The sequence below is a fragment of the Micromonospora sp. NPDC003944 genome, from assembly GCF_053605225.1.
On sequence record NZ_JBSGIV010000035.1, the window covers coordinates 1 to 15,390 of the forward strand.

Genomic DNA, 15,390 nt, shown 5'->3' on the forward strand with positions numbered 1-15,390 from the left:
GCCAGTCACAAGAACCGACCAGTCCGGGGTATAAATCATCATTGGCACTGGCTTTACAAGCACCCTGTTGAGTTCTCAAAGAACAACCACACACCAGCCAGAAGCCCCACCACCGTGGAACCCCAACCGGGGCTTTTCCTCACTCAATGTCCGGCGCTTTCAGCGCCAGGCACTTTTACTACGTTACCCGCTCGTTTCCGCCGTGTCAAACCGATATCTCGCGGTTCGTCGTGCTTCACCCGATAACGCGGGCACCATGTCGCCACCGGCTCGCGCCGCTCTCGTCATGGATTCGGCAGGCCGGCCGTCGCGATTTCCCGCGACCCGCCCGGTGCCCTGCCGGCTCGTAACCATACCCGGTCGGTTTCGCCGCGCCAAATCCGCCTCGCGGCGTTTCTGGTGGCACCTCCCAGTTGAGGCTCCGGTGGGCGTGCCCACCCGACCCTCAGGCCGTTGGCCGGCGCTCCGGCCGTCTCAGGCTTTCGCCTGTTTCGTCCGTTCCGCGCTGGCAGAGAGAAAGTTACGCGTCCGGCGGGATGATCGTCAAATCGGCCGGACGCGTCCCCCGTCACACCGTCGACAGACGGCTATTCACCCAGCTCAACGCCGGCGAACGAGCGCTTTCCGCGGCGTAGCACCAGGTATCGGCCATGCAGCAGGTCGCTCGGCGACACTGTCGCTTCCACATCGGTCACCCGGTTGTTGTTGACGTAGGCACCACCCTCGGCAATCACCCGACGGGCCTCCTTGAGGCCGTTGACCAGCCCGGAGTCCCGCAGCAGACCCGCCACATCCGGCACATCGCCGGAGAGGCGAACCAGGCCCGCCTCGGTCAGGGCCGCCCGCAGGGTCTCCGGCGCCAGCTCCTCCAAGGAGCCGCGGCCGAAGAGCGCCTGGCTGGCCGCGATCGCCTGACGGGTCTCGTCGGCGCCGTGCACCAGGGTGGTCAGCTCCTCGGCGAGCGCCCGTTGCGCCAACCGGGCCGCCGGCCGCTCGGCGGTGGCCTTCGCCAGCTCTTCCAGCTCGTCGCGGCTCCGGAAGCTGAAGTACCGCAGGTAGCGGTCCACCTCCCCGTCCTCCACGTTGAGCCAGAACTGGTAGAACGCGTACGGGCTGGTCATCGTGGGGTCGAGCCAGACGGCACCGCCCTCGGTCTTGCCGAACTTCGTGCCGTCGGACTTGGTGACGAGCGGCGTGGTGAACGCCTGCACCGGCCCCGCGCCCCGTCGGCGTACGTAGTCGACACCGGCGGTGATGTTGCCCCACTGGTCGGAGCCACCGAACTGGAGCTGACAGCCGTGCCGGCGGTGCAGCTCGAAGAAGTCGTTGGCCTGCAGCAGCTGGTAGCTGAACTCGGTGAAGCTGATGCCGGTCTCCAGGCGGGCCCGCACCACCTCCCGCGCGAGCATCTTGTTCACCGGGAAGTGTTTGCCCACGTCGCGGAGGAACTCGACCACCGACATCTCGCCGGTCCACTCCAGGTTGTTGACCAACTGGGCCGCGTTCTCGCCGGTGTACGACACGAACGGCGCCAACTGGTCGCGGATCCGCTCCACCCATCCGGCGATCACGTCAGGCGGGTTGAGGGTCCGCTCGGCGCTCTCCTTCGGGTCACCGATCTGCCCGGTCGCCCCGCCGACCAGCAGCAACGGGCGGTGGCCGGCGAGTTGCAGCCGGCGGGCCATGGTGACCTGCATGAGCGAGCCGACGTGCAGGCTCGCCGCGGTGGGGTCGAAGCCCACGTAGTACGTGGCGGAAGCCCCACCGTCGAGCAGCTCGCGCAGCTCGTCGAGGCCGGTCGAGTCCTGTATCAGGCCACGCCAGAGCAGGTCGTCGGTCAGGGAGTCCCGCCCGGTCGGCGGGAGGCTGCTGTCGGTCACGGTCACCGATTCTCCCCCATCGCCGGCACCGACCCGTACCGGGTTTGGCGCAACCCCGCCCGGCTAGGCTTGCGCCCCGTTGATCGAGGAAAGGTTCGCCGTGGAGATTCCAGATCTGACGGGTGGTTTCGCCGCCCTGCTCGGCCTCACCTTCGACGAGGCGAGCGCCGATCGGGTGGTCATTCGCTGGCAGGTCCGACCGGAGCTGCACCAGCCGTTCAACCTCCTGCACGGCGGGGTGTACTGCTCGGTCGTGGAGACCGCGGCCAGCGTCGGGGGCGCCATCTGGCTGGCCGGCCGGGGCACCGTGGTCGGGGTGTCGAACCAGACGGACTTCCTGCGGGCCGTCCGCGACGGCGAGCTGACCGCCGTCGGCACTCCCGTGCACCGGGGCCGCAGCCAGCAGCTCTGGCAGGTGGAGATCACCGACGCCGACGAGCGGCTGGTCGCCCGTGGTCAGGTCCGGTTGCAGAACCTCTCGCCCGCCTGAGCGACGACGCCCGCCGGACGGGTCAGCTGCGGGCCTCGTCCAGCACCGGCTCCGCGGCCTCGTCGGCGTCGGTGTCGGCCTCCTCGGGGACGCGGCTGAGCCGTACCTCGGTGATGGCCCGGTGGTCGATGCCGGCCACCATCAGAACCCAGCCGTCAAGGGTGACGTCCTCGCCGGCGACGGTGGGGATGTGCCCGAGCCGGGCCAGCACCAGCCCGGCGACGGTCGTGTAGTCACCGGCCGGGCGTGACGGCAACTCCACGCCGATGTCCGGGAGGTCGTGCACCGGAAACGTGCCCGGCAGCACCAACGCACCGTCGGGGTCGCGCCGCACCGAGCTCACATCCCGGTCCGTCTCGTCGTAGATCTCGCCGACGATCTCCTCCAGGATGTCCTCGAGCGTCACGATGCCGTCGACCGCGCCGCGCTCGTCCACGACGAGCGCGATGTGCTGGCGCTCGGCCTTGAACTGCCGCAGCGCGTCCACCACCGGCAGCGAGTCGGGCAGCAGCATCGGCGGCCGGGCGATCTCGTCGACCGGGCGGTCGTCGGGCACACCCACCAGGTCACGCAGGTGGATCACCCCGGCCGTGTCGTCCAGGCCGCCGTGGCGCACGACCGGCGCCCGGGAGTGCCCGGTGGCGGCCAGCACCAGCCGCGCGGCCTCCGCGGTGGTCCCGCTGTCGAGCGTGAAGACCTGCAACCGGGGTACGAGCACAGCCCGCAGCCGCCGGTCGGCGATCTCCACGGCACCCGCGATGATGGTCCGCTGCTCCTTGGTGAAGCCGTGGTTGCCGGCGACGATGTCGCGCAGCTCGTCCGGGCCGATCTCTTCCGGCTCGTGTCTGGGGTTGAGCCCGACCAGGCGGACCACCACGTCGCTGGTGGCGCCGAGCGCCCACACGGCCGGCCGGGTGAGGCTGGCGAGCAGGTCGAGTGGGCGGGCCACCAGCAGCGCCCACCGCTCGGCGGACTGCATCGCGATCCGCTTGGGCGCCAACTCCCCGAAGACCAGGGTGACGAAGGTCAGCGCGAGGGTGACCGCCACGATCGCCACCGTCTCGGCGGCGCCGCCGAACACCCCGAGCAGCGGCACCAGGGGCTTGGCCAGCGAGACCGCCGCGGCGGCGGAAGCCAGGAAGCCGGCGAGGGTGATGCCGATCTGGATGGTGGCCAGGAAGCGGTTCGGGTCCTTGGCGAGCCGAGCCAGCACCCGACCGGCCCGGCTGGTGCGCTCCAGCCGCTGGATCTGGCTGTCTCGCAGCGACACCAACGCCATTTCGCTGCCCGCGAAGAGCGCGTTGATCACGACCAGGACTCCGACCAGGGCCAGTTGGCTCCCGTAGCTCTGCACGCCCGGTTCGCTCCCTCGTGGTGGTGGCACCGGCCGGTATGCGCGGCACCCGCCGGTCGGCGAGCCCGCCCGGCGTAGGCGTTGTCTGTGCCCCGTCCGGCGCCGGCCGAATCCTGCCCCGGCGAGGCTACGCCGAATCCGGCGTCGATGACGCTGTGCCCAATCGGGCGACGGTGACGCTGTGCCCAATCGGGCGTCGATGACGCTGTGCCCAATCGGGCGTCGATGACGCTGTGCCCAATCGGGCGTCGATGACGCTGTGCCCAATCGGGCGTCGGTGACGCTAGGCCGACTCGGGCGACGGTGACGCCGGCAGGTCGAGGACGTACGAGTCGCCCTCGGGGCGGAAGCCGAGCCGGTGGTAGTAGGGGGCGATCATCCGGGGCGGGCTGACCACCCGGTGGAAGCCGCGTTCGGTGAACAGGTGGCTGCGCCGGTAGACGAACTCGCCCGGGGTGAAGTCACGAAACTTCGGGGTGACGTAGTCCAGGTCGATCTGGGCGACGCCACCCGCCTCGGCGTGCGACAGCACCACCCCGACCACCTCGTCGGCGGTGACCACGAGGAACGCGGAGCGCCCCGAGGCAGCCGGGTCCCAGCGGAAGCCGGGGTTGAACCGGGCGATGTCGGCGGCGTGCACCCGCAGCGTGTGCGCGAGGAACTGGTCGCCGACGCCGACCTCCACCACCTGGTAGGTCTTCTCGTCGTGCCGGGTGGCGAGCATTCCGCGCAGGTACCAGATGTTGATCGCCGCCAGCACGACGTTGAGCCCGACCCCGGGCCAGACCTCGATCGCGGCGTTGTAGCCGATCAGCACGAAGCAGCCGACGAGGTTGAGCGCCCGCAGCCGCAGGATGCGCGACTGCAGCAGCGACCAGACCAGCACCGCGGAGCCGGCCCAGCCGACGAGATCCAACCAGTTCACGCCGCGAGACTAGTGCCCGCCCTGGTCAGAGGCGTCGGCGGGCAGCTCCAGCAGCCACTCTTCGACGTCTTCGCCGCGCCCGTTCGCGTACCCCGAGTCTTCACCGACCACCACGAACCCGCACTTGCGCAGCACCGCGAGGGAGGCGGCGTTGTCCTTGGCGGCGCGGGCGTGCACCGGCCGGGGCAGCTCGCGCAGCAGGGCGGCCAGGGCTGCCGTGGCGTGACCCCGGCCCCAGCGCGCCGGGTCGATCCAGTAGCTGACCTCGGTCTGGTCGCCGACCGGGAAGGCGCTCACGTAGCCGACCACCTCGCCGTCGACCTCGACGGTACGGACCCGGTTCGCCGGGTTGGTGAGGACCCGGGCCCAGTGTGCGGCGAACTCCCGGCGGTCGGACGGGTCCTTGGGCCCGAACGCGGCCATCCGGTTGGCCTCCGGGTCCTGCTGGTGCAGGAAGAACTCGACGAGGTCGTCCTCGAGGACCGGGCGCAGCAGCACATCGCGGGTCATCGGACGAGGGTACGCAACGGCGGTGACACCCAGCGGCGGCGCGGACTCAGCCGGCGACGGCGACGACCGCGAGCACGGCGGCCACCACCGAACTCGCCACCGACAGCAGCCGACGCCACGGCACCCGCGCGTCGACCACCGGCAGGGCACGCCACCGGGTCGCCGCCAGTGCCACCCCCGCCGCCGACAGGCCGGCCCCGAGCGGCCACAGCCAGGCCGGCACCACCGACCAGTCCCCCAACCGGTGCCCCAACCCCAGGTAGGCGAACGCCCAGACCGCCGCCGCCAGCACCGTCACCTGGTCGAGTCGGCGGCGGCGGGCGGTGCCGAGCAGGGACAGGCCGCCGAGGAAGGTGAAGGCCACCGCGAGACCGGCGCCGATCCACGGCAGCATCACCGACGCCGCCGAGTCGGCCTGCTCCTGCGGCACTCCGAGCAGCCGCAGCCCGATCGGCTCGACGCCCTTGTCGGTGTTGCCGAGCACCACGACCGCCCGGCCGGTGGCGCGTTCGAAGCCGACGTAGGAGCGGAACCCGCCGGTCGCGCCGTTGTGCCAGACCACCTCGTGGTCACCGTGTCGGGTGGTGAACCAGCCGTACCCGATGCGGGTGTCGTCGTCCTCGCGGAAACGGGCGGTCGCGGCGTCGGCGCCGGGCGCGGTGCCGGCGAGGGTCGCGGCGAGCAACCTGCCCAGGTCCTCGGCGGTCGACCAGGGGCCGGCTCCGGCCGGGGCGTAACCGGCCCCCGTCCACGGGTCGAGTGGTCGGCCGCCGGCCCGGCTGCCGTGGGCGCGGTCGGCCGGCAGGTCGCCGTCGCGGGTGGCGACGACGGTGGCCGTCATGCCGAGCGGTCCGAGCAGCCGTGCCCGCAGCAGGTCGGGGTACGCGACGCCGGCCTTCACGGCGAGCGCGTGGCCGAGCACGGACGGCCCGATGTTGGAGTAGTGGACCTCGCCGCGCTCGTCGTCCGGACCGACCCGGTCGGCGGTGCTGCGGATGGTGTCGACGCCCTGCCCGCCGTAGGGGTTGCCGCCGGAGACGTTGGACCAGATGATGCGTGCCCACCCCAGCGGGGAGCCGGGGGCGAGCCGGGGCAGGCCGGCGCGGTGGCTGGCGAGTTCGGCGAGCGTGACGTCGCGGGCGGAGCCGGTCACCTCGGGCCAGGTGGCGCCGAGCCGGTCGTCGGGGCGGACGACCCCGGCGGCGATCTGGTCGGCGAGGAGCATGCCGGTGAGCGCCTTGGTGACCGAGCCGATCTCGAACGGGGTGCCGGGTTCGACGGGTCGGCCGGCGGGGTCGCGGTCGCCCAGGCCGGCGGCGCGGATGCGCCCGTTCTCGACCAGGGCGACGGCGAGCCCACGGTGTCCGGACGGGTCGGGCGCGGCCGACCGGACGGCGGCGGCCAGCGCGCGGTCGCCGGTGGTCTGCGCGCCGAGTCGGGGCGCCCGGGGCATCAGCGCCACCCCGACCAGACCGGCGATCAGCGCGACGACGAGGGCGGTGACTGTCGTCCGGCGCATGGTGGCTCCTTCGGTTGGGGGTCATCGGGGTGAGTCGCTGGTCAGCGGCCGGCGGCGGTGAGGATGGCCAGCAGCGGCACCACGCGTTCGGCCGGAACCGCGTACCGGCCTCGGCCGGCGCTGCGCAGCCAACCGGCGGCGGTGATCTGGCGCAGGTGGTGGTGCAGTTGGCCGGTGGTGCCCAACTCGTCGATCTCGGCCAGCTCGCTGGTGCTCTGCCGGCCGTCGAGGATCTCCCGCAGCAGCCGCAGCCGCACCGGGTGGGCCAACGCGGAGAGGGTGCTGGCCAGCTCGGTCCAGTCGGCGGCGAGCAGGTCGTCGACGGTGCGGCCGTACTGCCAGTCGTAGCGCTGGTCGGCGACCCGGACGGTGCCGGTGTAGAGGACCGCGCCCGGCCCGTCGGATGGCAGGCGGGCTTTGAGGCCGTCGAGAGCCCAGAAGGTGCCTTCGGGCGCGGGCGGCGGGGGTGCGGCGGCGAGCCGTTCGCTCAACGCGGCAACCTGTGCCTCCAGCGCGGCGAGTCGATCTTCCACAGTGTCCACACGTCGATAATACGAACTTACGTAGTTACGTGCAAACTACGGATCACCGAGTAGCCGGAAACGCCGGGGCTGGCGCGTCCGACCCCGCCAGGGCGTCCGCGCGACCGACAATGACCTGACCGACCCGGGGAGCGCCGATGAACCGACCTGTCGTGGTGGGCGTGGACGGATCGCCCTCCAGCCTCGTCGCCGCCGAGCACGCGGCGCGCGCCGCACTGCTCCGGTCCCGACAGTTGCTCGTGGTGCACGGCTACCTGCATCCGTTCGGCTCCGGCGTGCCGCTCAACCCGTACGAGTTCGGGACACCGGTGCCCTCCCCCGAGGCGCAGGAGATGGTGCAGCGCACGGCGGCCGAGCTGACCGAACGGTGGCCCGGCCTCGCCGTCGAGGTACGTCAGGTCGGCGCGGGCCCCGGAGCCACCCTGGTCGAGGAGTCCCGGCGGGCGGCGCTGGTCGTGGTGGGCAGCCGTGGCCTGGGCGGGTTCGCCGGACTGCTGCTCGGCTCAGTGGGCGCGCAGGTGGCCGCGCACGCGCACTGCCCGGTGCTTGTGGTCCGCCCGTACGACCAGCCGATCCCGGTGGACGGCCCGGTGCTTGTCGGCGTCGACGGGTCCGAGTCGTCAGGCCTCGCGGTGGGCCTCGGCGCCGACGAGGCGGCGCTGCGCAGCGTGCCGCTGGTGCTGGTGCACGTCGCTCCCGCGGACGGGGACCGGACGGTGCCGGAGGAGATCGAGGAGTCGCAAGCCGCGTACCAGGCCGAGGCGGTGCGGCTACTCGCCGACGCGTCCGCCGTGGCGCGCGCCGCGTACCCCGACCTGGTGGTGCGGGAGCATCCGGTCCGGGCGGCCGGCGCGGCCCAGGGGCTCGTCGAGGCCAGCGGCACGGCGTCGCTGCTGGTCGTGGGCTCCCGGGGCCGGGCCGGGTTCGCCGGTCTGCTGCTCGGGTCGGTCAGTCAGGCGGCGATCCAGCACGCGCACTGCCCGGTGCTGGTCGCCCACCCGGTCAGCTGACCGGCGCGCCGTCACCTCGGCCGAGCATCTGCAGGAAATCGGTGGTGAGGGCGAACGGATCCGCCGGCCCGGTGGCCGGAGGCCGGCGCTCGATCTGGTCGGCCAACTCCCCGGCGGCGCGCCGGATCCGACCGCGCAACGCGCCGTCGGCGGTGCCGTCGGACCAGTCCTCCGGGGCGGCGAAGACCGCGGTCGGGACCACCACCGACCGAAGGTAGGCGAACATCGGGCGGACGGCGTGCTCCAGCGCGAGCGAGTGCCGGGCGGTGCCGCCGGTGGCACCGATCAACACCGGCCGGTCGACGAGCGACTCCTTGTCCAACACGTCGAAGAAGGACTTGAACAGCCCGTTGTACGAGGCGCTGAAGATCGGGGTGACGGCGATGACGCCGTCCGCCCCGGTCACCGTGTCGACGACCTCGCGCAGCGCTGCCGGCGCGAACCCGGTGAGCATGTTGTTGACCACGTCGTGCGCGTACTCCCGCAGGTCGACGACGTGCAGCTCCACCTCGTGGCCGCGCCGGACCAACTCGTCGCGGGTGGCCGCGGCGAGCTGGTCGGCGAGCAGCCGGGTCGACGAGGGCTGACTCAGCCCCGCCGAGACCACGGCCAGGGTGCGGCGGGTCATCGGGTCGCCCCCTCCGGAGCCTTGCCCGTCACGTCGTCCACGGCGTGCACGGTGCTGTCCTTGGCGCCGCCCGCCGCGGCGACAAGCGAGGCGTGCGTCGGCGCGGCCGGAACGTGCGCGGGGCGCAGCGCGTCGAACTCCTTACGCAGCACCGGCACGACCTCCTCGCCGAGCAGGTCGAGCTGCTCCAGCACGGTCTTCAGCGGCAACCCCGCGTGGTCCATCAGGAACAGCTGCCGCTGGTAGTCACCGACGTACTCCCGGAAGCCGAGCGTGCGGTCGATGACCTGTTGCGGGCTGCCCACGGTCAGCGGGGTCTCCCGGGTGAACTCCTCGAGCGACGGCCCGTGCCCGTAGACCGGGGCGTTGTCGAAGTAGGGCCGGAACTCCCGGACCGCGTCCTGCGAGTTGCGACGCATGAACACCTGCCCGCCGAGACCGACGATCGCCTGGTCGGCGGAGCCGTGGCCGTAGTGCGCGTACCGCTGGCGGTAGAGCCCGACCATCCGCTGGGTGTGCTCCTTGGGCCAGAAGATGTGGTTGGCGAAGAAGCCGTCACCGTAGTACGCGGCCTGCTCGGCGATCTCCGGGCTGCGGATCGAGCCGTGCCAGACGAACGGGGGCACGCCGTCGAGCGGGCGCGGCGTCGAGGTGAACGACTGCAACGGGGTGCGGTACTTGCCCTTCCAGTCGACCACGTCCTCGCGCCACAGCCGGTGCAGCAGGTCGTAGTTCTCGATGGCCAGGGGGATGCCGGCGCGGATGTCCTTGCCGAACCACGGGTAGACCGGGCCGGTGTTGCCGCGGCCCATCATGAGGTCCACCCGGCCGTCGGACAGGTGCTGGAGCATCGCGTAGTCCTCGGCGATCTTCACCGGGTCGTTGGTGGTGATCAGCGTGGTGGCGGTGGACAGCAGCAGACGCTCGGTGCGCGCCGCGATGTAGCCGAGCATGGTCGTCGGTGAGGACGGCACGAACGGCGGGTTGTGGTGCTCGCCGGTGGCGAAGACGTCCAGACCGACCTCCTCGGCCTTCAGCGCGATCGCGACCATCGCCTTGACCCGCTCATGCTCGGTCGGCTCCCGACCGGTGGTCGGATCGACCGTGACGTCACCGACGGTGAAGATTCCGAACTGCATGACCAGCTCCTCGCGTGTCAACCGGGTGCCGCCGTGGTACCCGGACGCAGCTCACAACTTATTTGACGACGCAACTATTCCGTCGGCGGGACGCCTGGCAGTGGCGCCGACCACACCCCACACCACGACATTCGGGGCGAGAACCCCATGGTGTCGACTCGGTCAGCCGCCTGCGACCGAGGGAAGCACCTGCACCTCCGCGCCGTCCTCGACCGGGGCGGCCAGACCTCCGGAGTGGCGGCAGTCCTCCCCGTCGACGAAGACATTGACATAGCGGCGCAGTTCGCCGCGCTCGTCGCGGATGCGCCGGGCCAGCCGGGGATGCGCGACGGCAATCTCGTCGAGGACCGCCCGCAGCGTCCCGGCGGCGGTGACACTCAGCCGACTCGCGCCCCCTGCCTCGCCGCGCAGCGGACCGGGCAGCAACACGGTGACCACGCTCAGACCTCCGCGGCGCGAACGCAGAGCACGTCGGGCAGGTGCGCCGCCACCGACGACCAGGAGTCGCCCTCGTCGCGACTGGCGAAGACCGACCCGGAGCGGGTGCCGAAGTAGACCCCGCCCGGGGTGGCGTCATCGGCGCACATCGCGTCGCGCAGCACCGCCGGGTAGAACGGACCCTCGGGCAGCCCGACCGAGAGCGGCTCCCACTTGCCGCCGGCGTCGGCGGAACGGAACACCCGGCAGCGGTGGTCGGTCGGGAACCGCTCGCCGTCGGCCACCAGGGGGAAGGTCCACACCGTGCCGCCGCGCCCCGGGTGGGCCACGATCGGGAAGCCGAAGTCGCTGGGCAGCCCGTCGGCGATCGAGGACCAGGTGCGGCCGTCGTCGTCGGAGCGGTAGACGCCGTGGTGGTTCTGCGCGTACAGCCGCTCGGGGTTGCCGGCGTCTCGGGCGGCCTTGTGCACACACTGACCGAACTCCGGCCACTCGTCGGGCATGAAGTAGGCGCGGATGCCGGTGTTGCCCGGCGCCCAGCTCGCCCCGGCGTCCTCCGAGCGGTAGACCCCACCGGTGGACATGGCGACCAGCAGCCGAGCCGGGTCACGCGGGTGCGGCAGCACGGTGTGCACGGCCTGGCCACCGAAGCCGGCCTCCCACTGGGGGCGGTGCGGGTGGTCCCAGAGGGAACGGACCAACTCGAAGCTGCGGCCACCGTCGGTGGACTTGAACAACGCCGACGGCTCGGTGCCGGCCCAGACGACGTCCGGCTCGTCGGGGCCGGCCGGCATCAACTGCCAGACCCGCCCGAGGGAGACGCCGGTGTCGGCCGGGAAGGCGACCGGCGCCGCGTCGGGCTCGTCCCAGGAAGCGCCGAGGTCGTCGCTGGTGGCGACACTGGGGCCGAAGTGTGAGCTGGTCATGCCGACGAGCAGCCGCGGGGTGGAGCGCCGGGTGTCGACAGCGACCGCGTAGACGCCGGTCATCGGAAAGTGCGGGCCGGTGATCTCCCAGCTGCGCCGGTCGTCGGTGCTGGTGGCCAGGAACAGGCCCTTGGCCGTGCCGATCGCGAGCAGTGTTGCCATGACGTCCTCCGAGCCGTCGTGAGCAGGTCCGGTGATTATGGCCACACCCCCCGACAACCACCGTCGCCCACACGCCCGCAGGTCGCTCAGCGTCGGACGCGGGGCACGTGCCGACGGTACGCGCTGACCGTGGGATCGCCGTGGAGCCAGAACCGCCAGGGCAGGTCGTGCGCGCCGGTGACACCGACCCGGGGACCCGCCACCACCGCCTCCGGTGGCACCGGCCGATCCGGGGGCCGCAGCCGGACCTGGCCGTCGCCGAGCAGGTACGCCCCGTACGCCGCACGGTCGATGCCGAGCGCGGAGCAGAGCCGGGCGGGCCCCCGGGCGAGGTCCACGTCCCGCCGGATGGCCGGCCGGCGCTCCCGTGCCGTGGCCAGCCCGTCGACCACCTCGCCGGCGCGCAGCAGCACGGCGGCGGCCTCCCCCTCGACCCCGGTGACCACGTTGACGCACCAGTGCATGCCGTAGGTGAAGTAGACGTAGGCGTACCCGGCGGGCCCGAACATCACGGCGTTGCGGGGGGTGCGGCCCCGATGGGCGTGCGAGGCGGGGTCACCGCCACTTCCGGCGTACGCCTCGACCTCGGTGATCCGGACGGTGACGCCGCCGACGTGCAGCCGGCAACCCAGCAGTCCCCGCGCCGCCGGCAGCAGTGGACCGGCGAGCAGGTCCGCGAGCGCCGTGAGGTCGGCGTCGGTGGTGTGGTCACCGGACGACAGGGCCATGACCCCGACGGTACCCACCGCATCGCGCCGGCACCCGGGCGGGCGGGCCGACCACCCCGGGGACGAGCGAGGAGGGCTCACGTCGCAGATGGGACAGATGGTCGGACAGTGAAACCGGACCGCCGGCTCGGGAGTGTTCCCGATGTCGTCGCAGGGAGCGACGACACAAACGGGAGGAAACCACCATGACCGTACGGAGCATCCGGCGACCACTGATCGCCACCGCCCTCGTCGCGGCGGCCGCGACCCTGGCCTTCACCCAGTCGGCGAGCGCGAGCATCCCGCTGCCGGCCGCGGCGCGGGCCAACGACGCGGGGCCGGCCACGATCGCGATCGGCGGCACCGGCAAGATCGAGGCGAATGGCGCGGCGGCGATCGTGCCGGTCACCGTGACCTGCACGAAGGCTATCGAGTTCGACCTCACGGTGAAGGTCGCGCAGGCGGTCGGCCAGACCATGCGCGCGGGCACGACGGTCCGGAGGGTCACCTGCGTCGAGGGCGCCCAGCAGGTGCGGATCGCGGTGATCCCGGTCGAGCGTTCGTTCGCGGCGGGCGTCGCGTTCGGTGTGCTCGACGCAAACCCCTGTGACCCGTACTGCATTCCCATCTTCAACGAGCGTCAGTTCACCCTGGCGCCCTGAGACGTCGCCTGGCGGCACGGCAGGCCCGTGCCGCCAGGCTTCAACATCTCGTTGACAATCGTGCGTTCATAGGGTGTGCTCGGGGAATGACGACCGAGGACATCTTCACCGCCCCCGACCCGGGCCGGGCCCGCGCCCACCGCACCCACGAGGCGTTACAGCGAATCAGCGAACGGCACGCCGGCACCGACACACGGCGGGGCCGCTGGGCCCACCCGTACGTGCTCGACCCGTGGGAGGCGGTCGCCCTCGTCACCGCCCTGGCCGCCGGCGGGGCCGAGCAGGAGCCCACGGAAGAGCCGGTCGACGCCGCCGACCTGACCGCCGCGCTGACCCTGCTGCCCCACGTCCGCGCCGAGCTGGACGCCCTGGAGGCCGGCCTGCTGACGCTTGCCCGCGACCGGGGGCTGACCTGGCAGGCCATCGCGTACGGGTTGGGGTTGGGCAGCGCACAGGCGGCCCGGCAGCGCTACGAACGGGTCGCGGCCCGCTCGTCCGAGCAGACCACCTGACGACCACGCACGATCTTGCGGGCGGCCGCGACCGCGACGGCGGTCGGACGGGCACACTGTGCGCACGACGAGGAGGCACCCATGGAGCGCGCGGAGATGCTGGCGTACTGCCTGGCCAAGCCGGGAGCGTGGCTGGACCGACCGTGGGAGGGCGACGAGGTGGTGAAGGTGGGCGGCCGGATCTTCGCGTTCCTCGGCAGCGGCGGGGGCAAGCCGACGGTCGGCATCAAGTGCGGGCCGACCCGGGAGGTGGCCGACGAGTGGCTGCACCGATACCCCGACGACGCCAGCGTGATGGCCTACATCGGCCGGTCCGGATGGAACACGCTACGCCTGGACGGCGGCATCGACGACGACGAGCTGACCGAGGCGGTCGACTCGTCGTACGACATGGTGGTGGCCAAGCTCCCCAAGCGGGAGCGCCCCACGGCCTGAACCGGCCGCGGCGCCGGCGGCAGACGCCGACGCCACGGCACCGCTCAGCGCGGGACGACCCGTTCGGTGGCCCACTCCCGCCAGCCGGCCAGCCGGTCCGCCGCGGCGGCGAGCTGGTCGGCGACCGGGCCGGGGCCGGTGGAACCGGGGGTGGTCCGGGCCGCGAGAGCCGACCGGACGGAGAGCACGTCGCGCACCGACGGGTCGAGGTGCTTGCTGATCGCGGTCAGGTCCTCGTCGGAGACGTCGTTCAGCTCGCACTCCCGGGCCGCGCAGAGCGCCACCAGCTGGCCGGTGATCTCGTGCGCGTCGCGGAACGGCACGTTGCGTCGGACCAGCCAGTCGGCGACCTCGGTGGCGAGGGAGAAGCCGACCGGGGCGGCGGCGACGAGCCGGTCCACCCGGACCGTCATCGTGGAGATCATCCCCGCCAGGGCCGGAAGCAGCAGCTCCAGGGTGTCGACCGCGTCGAAGGCCGGCTCCTTGTCCTCCTGCATGTCCCGGTCGTAGGTCATCGGCAGGCCCTTGAGCATGGTGAGCACCGTCATCAGCCCGCCGACCAGCCGCCCCGACTTGCCCCGGGCCAGCTCGGCGATGTCCGCGTTCTTCTTCTGCGGCATGATCGACGAGCCGGTGGCGAACGAGTCGTCCAGCTCCACCCAGCCGAACTCGTGCGAGGTCCAGAGCACCACCTCCTCACCGAGGCGGGACAGGTGCACCCCGATCAGCGCGGTGGCGAAGAGGAACTCGGCCACGAAGTCCCGGTCGGCGACGGCGTCCATGGAGTTGGCGAACGACGTCCGGAAGCCCAACTCCTTCGCCACCGCCACCGGATCCAGCGGGAGCCCGGAACCGGCCAGGGCGCCCGCGCCGAGCGGGCTGATCGCCGCCCGGTGGTCCCAGTCACGCAGCCGCTCCAGGTCACGCAGCAGCGGCTGCACGTGGGCGAGCAGCCAGTGCCCGAAGGTGACCGGCTGGGCGTGCTGGAGGTGGGTCATGCCCGGCGCGGCCGTGTCGACGTGCCGCTCAGCCTGCTCGACGAGCGCCTCCGCCAGCTCGACCAGGCGGCTGGCCACGCCCCGGGCGTGATCGCGCAGGTAGAGCCGTAGGTCGGTGGCGACCTGGTCGTTGCGGGACCGGCCGGCGCGCAGCTTGCCGCCGAGGCTGCCGAGGCGCTCCAGCAGACCGCGTTCCAGCGCGGTGTGCACGTCCTCGTCGTCGATCGTGGGGCGGAACGTTCCGGAGGCGCAGGCGGCCTCCAGGTCGTCAAGCGCGGCAAGCATCCGGCCCAGTTCCTCCGGGTCGAGCAGGCCGGCGCCGGCGAGGACCCGGGCGTGCGCCCGGGAACCGGCAATGTCGTACGGGGCCAGCCGCCAGTCGAACTGCACGCTCACCGACAGTCGGGCGAGCGCTTCGGCGGGGCCACCCGCGAACCGGCCACCCCAGAGGCTCGTCCGGTTGGTGGCGGCGCTGTTCTCGGTCAGGCTCTTGTCGTCCACGTCGCCAATCATCGCTCTGCTTGCCTTTCACTCACGAGCGCGGGGCCACCCA

Annotated in this window: 17 protein-coding genes; 5 read left to right on the top strand and 12 right to left on the bottom strand. The window is 72.3% G+C overall.

Annotation, left to right across the window (positions count from 1 at the left end):
- Positions 1-587: 587 nt before the first annotated feature.
- Complete coding sequence (tyrS, locus tag ACWER9_RS18485; RefSeq protein WP_452303044.1) at positions 588-1,880, bottom strand: tyrosine--tRNA ligase; 1,293 nt, start codon at positions 1,878-1,880, stop codon at positions 588-590.
- 100 nt (positions 1,881-1,980) lie between these two features.
- Between tyrS and ACWER9_RS18490 the strand changes: the two genes are divergently transcribed.
- A complete protein-coding gene (locus ACWER9_RS18490; RefSeq protein ID WP_452302988.1) occupies positions 1,981-2,370 on the top strand; it encodes a PaaI family thioesterase in 390 nt (129 codons plus the stop codon).
- Positions 2,371-2,392: 22 nt separating this feature from the next.
- Here ACWER9_RS18490 and ACWER9_RS18495 read toward each other — a convergent pair whose 3' ends face one another.
- The 5 genes from ACWER9_RS18495 to ACWER9_RS18515 all read right to left on the bottom strand — a co-directional run bounded on the left by ACWER9_RS18495 (position 2,393) and on the right by ACWER9_RS18515 (position 7,220).
- A complete protein-coding gene (locus tag ACWER9_RS18495) occupies positions 2,393-3,724 on the bottom strand; it encodes a hemolysin family protein (protein ID WP_452302989.1) in 1,332 nt (443 codons plus the stop codon).
- Between the two features lie 283 nt (positions 3,725-4,007).
- Positions 4,008-4,649 (bottom strand): hypothetical protein, encoded by a 642-nt coding sequence (locus ACWER9_RS18500; RefSeq protein ID WP_452302990.1) that lies wholly within the window; start codon positions 4,647-4,649, stop codon positions 4,008-4,010.
- Between the two features lie 9 nt (positions 4,650-4,658).
- Positions 4,659-5,159 (bottom strand): GNAT family N-acetyltransferase, encoded by a 501-nt coding sequence (locus tag ACWER9_RS18505; RefSeq protein ID WP_452302991.1) that lies wholly within the window; start codon positions 5,157-5,159, stop codon positions 4,659-4,661.
- Between the two features lie 46 nt (positions 5,160-5,205).
- On the bottom strand, positions 5,206-6,678 hold the full coding sequence (locus tag ACWER9_RS18510) for a serine hydrolase domain-containing protein (RefSeq protein ID WP_452302992.1): 1,473 nt from the start codon (positions 6,676-6,678) through the stop codon (positions 5,206-5,208).
- A gap of 41 nt (positions 6,679-6,719) precedes the next feature.
- A complete protein-coding gene (locus ACWER9_RS18515; protein WP_452302993.1) occupies positions 6,720-7,220 on the bottom strand; it encodes an ArsR/SmtB family transcription factor in 501 nt (166 codons plus the stop codon).
- Positions 7,221-7,357: 137 nt separating this feature from the next.
- Here ACWER9_RS18515 and ACWER9_RS18520 point away from each other — a divergent pair, with 137 nt between their 5' ends.
- The gene (locus tag ACWER9_RS18520) at positions 7,358-8,230 is read left to right on the top strand and encodes a universal stress protein (protein ID WP_452302994.1); all 873 of its coding nucleotides are present in this window, start codon (positions 7,358-7,360) and stop codon (positions 8,228-8,230) included.
- On the opposite strand, the gene ACWER9_RS18525 is transcribed toward ACWER9_RS18520, so the two are convergent.
- The 5 genes from ACWER9_RS18525 to ACWER9_RS18545 all read right to left on the bottom strand — a co-directional run bounded on the left by ACWER9_RS18525 (position 8,223) and on the right by ACWER9_RS18545 (position 12,251).
- Complete coding sequence (locus tag ACWER9_RS18525; RefSeq protein WP_452302995.1) at positions 8,223-8,858, bottom strand: FMN reductase; 636 nt, start codon at positions 8,856-8,858, stop codon at positions 8,223-8,225. The two genes, ACWER9_RS18520 and ACWER9_RS18525, sit on opposite strands and share 8 nt — an antisense overlap.
- Positions 8,855-9,997 carry an LLM class flavin-dependent oxidoreductase gene (locus ACWER9_RS18530; RefSeq protein ID WP_452302996.1) on the bottom strand — a complete coding sequence of 381 codons (1,143 nt, stop codon included), beginning with the start codon at positions 9,995-9,997 and terminating at the stop codon, positions 8,855-8,857. Before ACWER9_RS18530 ends, ACWER9_RS18525 begins: the two co-directional genes overlap by 4 nt.
- 162 nt (positions 9,998-10,159) lie before the next feature.
- Positions 10,160-10,435 (bottom strand): ubiquitin-like small modifier protein 1, encoded by a 276-nt coding sequence (locus tag ACWER9_RS18535; protein WP_452302997.1) that lies wholly within the window; start codon positions 10,433-10,435, stop codon positions 10,160-10,162.
- Positions 10,436-10,437: 2 nt separating this feature from the next.
- A complete protein-coding gene (locus ACWER9_RS18540; RefSeq protein WP_452302998.1) occupies positions 10,438-11,523 on the bottom strand; it encodes a WD40/YVTN/BNR-like repeat-containing protein in 1,086 nt (361 codons plus the stop codon).
- A gap of 86 nt (positions 11,524-11,609) precedes the next feature.
- Positions 11,610-12,251 carry a DNA-3-methyladenine glycosylase gene (locus tag ACWER9_RS18545; protein WP_452302999.1) on the bottom strand — a complete coding sequence of 214 codons (642 nt, stop codon included), beginning with the start codon at positions 12,249-12,251 and terminating at the stop codon, positions 11,610-11,612.
- Positions 12,252-12,436: 185 nt separating this feature from the next.
- Here ACWER9_RS18545 and ACWER9_RS18550 point away from each other — a divergent pair, with 185 nt between their 5' ends.
- The 3 genes from ACWER9_RS18550 to ACWER9_RS18560 all read left to right on the top strand — a co-directional run bounded on the left by ACWER9_RS18550 (position 12,437) and on the right by ACWER9_RS18560 (position 13,839).
- Positions 12,437-12,892 (top strand): hypothetical protein, encoded by a 456-nt coding sequence (locus ACWER9_RS18550; RefSeq protein ID WP_452303000.1) that lies wholly within the window; start codon positions 12,437-12,439, stop codon positions 12,890-12,892.
- An 86-nt stretch (positions 12,893-12,978) separates the two neighbouring features.
- Positions 12,979-13,404 (top strand): DNA-binding protein, encoded by a 426-nt coding sequence (locus ACWER9_RS18555; protein ID WP_452303001.1) that lies wholly within the window; start codon positions 12,979-12,981, stop codon positions 13,402-13,404.
- An 81-nt stretch (positions 13,405-13,485) separates the two neighbouring features.
- A complete protein-coding gene (locus ACWER9_RS18560; RefSeq protein WP_452303002.1) occupies positions 13,486-13,839 on the top strand; it encodes an MmcQ/YjbR family DNA-binding protein in 354 nt (117 codons plus the stop codon).
- A 44-nt stretch (positions 13,840-13,883) separates the two neighbouring features.
- Here ACWER9_RS18560 and argH read toward each other — a convergent pair whose 3' ends face one another.
- Positions 13,884-15,347 carry an argininosuccinate lyase gene (argH, locus tag ACWER9_RS18565; RefSeq protein WP_452303045.1) on the bottom strand — a complete coding sequence of 488 codons (1,464 nt, stop codon included), beginning with the start codon at positions 15,345-15,347 and terminating at the stop codon, positions 13,884-13,886.
- Positions 15,348-15,390: the final 43 nt, after the last annotated feature.

Excerpts from the sequence above, each read along its gene's own strand:
- ACWER9_RS18525 (WP_452302995.1), bottom strand. The coding sequence starts at position 8,858 with ATGACCCGCCGCACCCTGGCCGTGGTCTCGGCGGGGCTGAGTCAGCCC.
- ACWER9_RS18520 (WP_452302994.1), top strand. The coding sequence starts at position 7,358 with ATGAACCGACCTGTCGTGGTGGGCGTGGACGGATCGCCCTCCAGCCTC.
- ACWER9_RS18555 (WP_452303001.1), top strand. The coding sequence starts at position 12,979 with ATGACGACCGAGGACATCTTCACCGCCCCCGACCCGGGCCGGGCCCGC.
- ACWER9_RS18545 (WP_452302999.1), bottom strand. The coding sequence starts at position 12,251 with ATGGCCCTGTCGTCCGGTGACCACACCACCGACGCCGACCTCACGGCG.
- ACWER9_RS18550 (WP_452303000.1), top strand. The coding sequence starts at position 12,437 with ATGACCGTACGGAGCATCCGGCGACCACTGATCGCCACCGCCCTCGTC.
- ACWER9_RS18560 (WP_452303002.1), top strand. The coding sequence starts at position 13,486 with ATGGAGCGCGCGGAGATGCTGGCGTACTGCCTGGCCAAGCCGGGAGCG.
- ACWER9_RS18510 (WP_452302992.1), bottom strand. The coding sequence starts at position 6,678 with ATGCGCCGGACGACAGTCACCGCCCTCGTCGTCGCGCTGATCGCCGGT.
- ACWER9_RS18505 (WP_452302991.1), bottom strand. The coding sequence starts at position 5,159 with ATGACCCGCGATGTGCTGCTGCGCCCGGTCCTCGAGGACGACCTCGTC.
- ACWER9_RS18530 (WP_452302996.1), bottom strand. The coding sequence starts at position 9,997 with ATGCAGTTCGGAATCTTCACCGTCGGTGACGTCACGGTCGATCCGACC.
- ACWER9_RS18540 (WP_452302998.1), bottom strand. The coding sequence starts at position 11,523 with ATGGCAACACTGCTCGCGATCGGCACGGCCAAGGGCCTGTTCCTGGCC.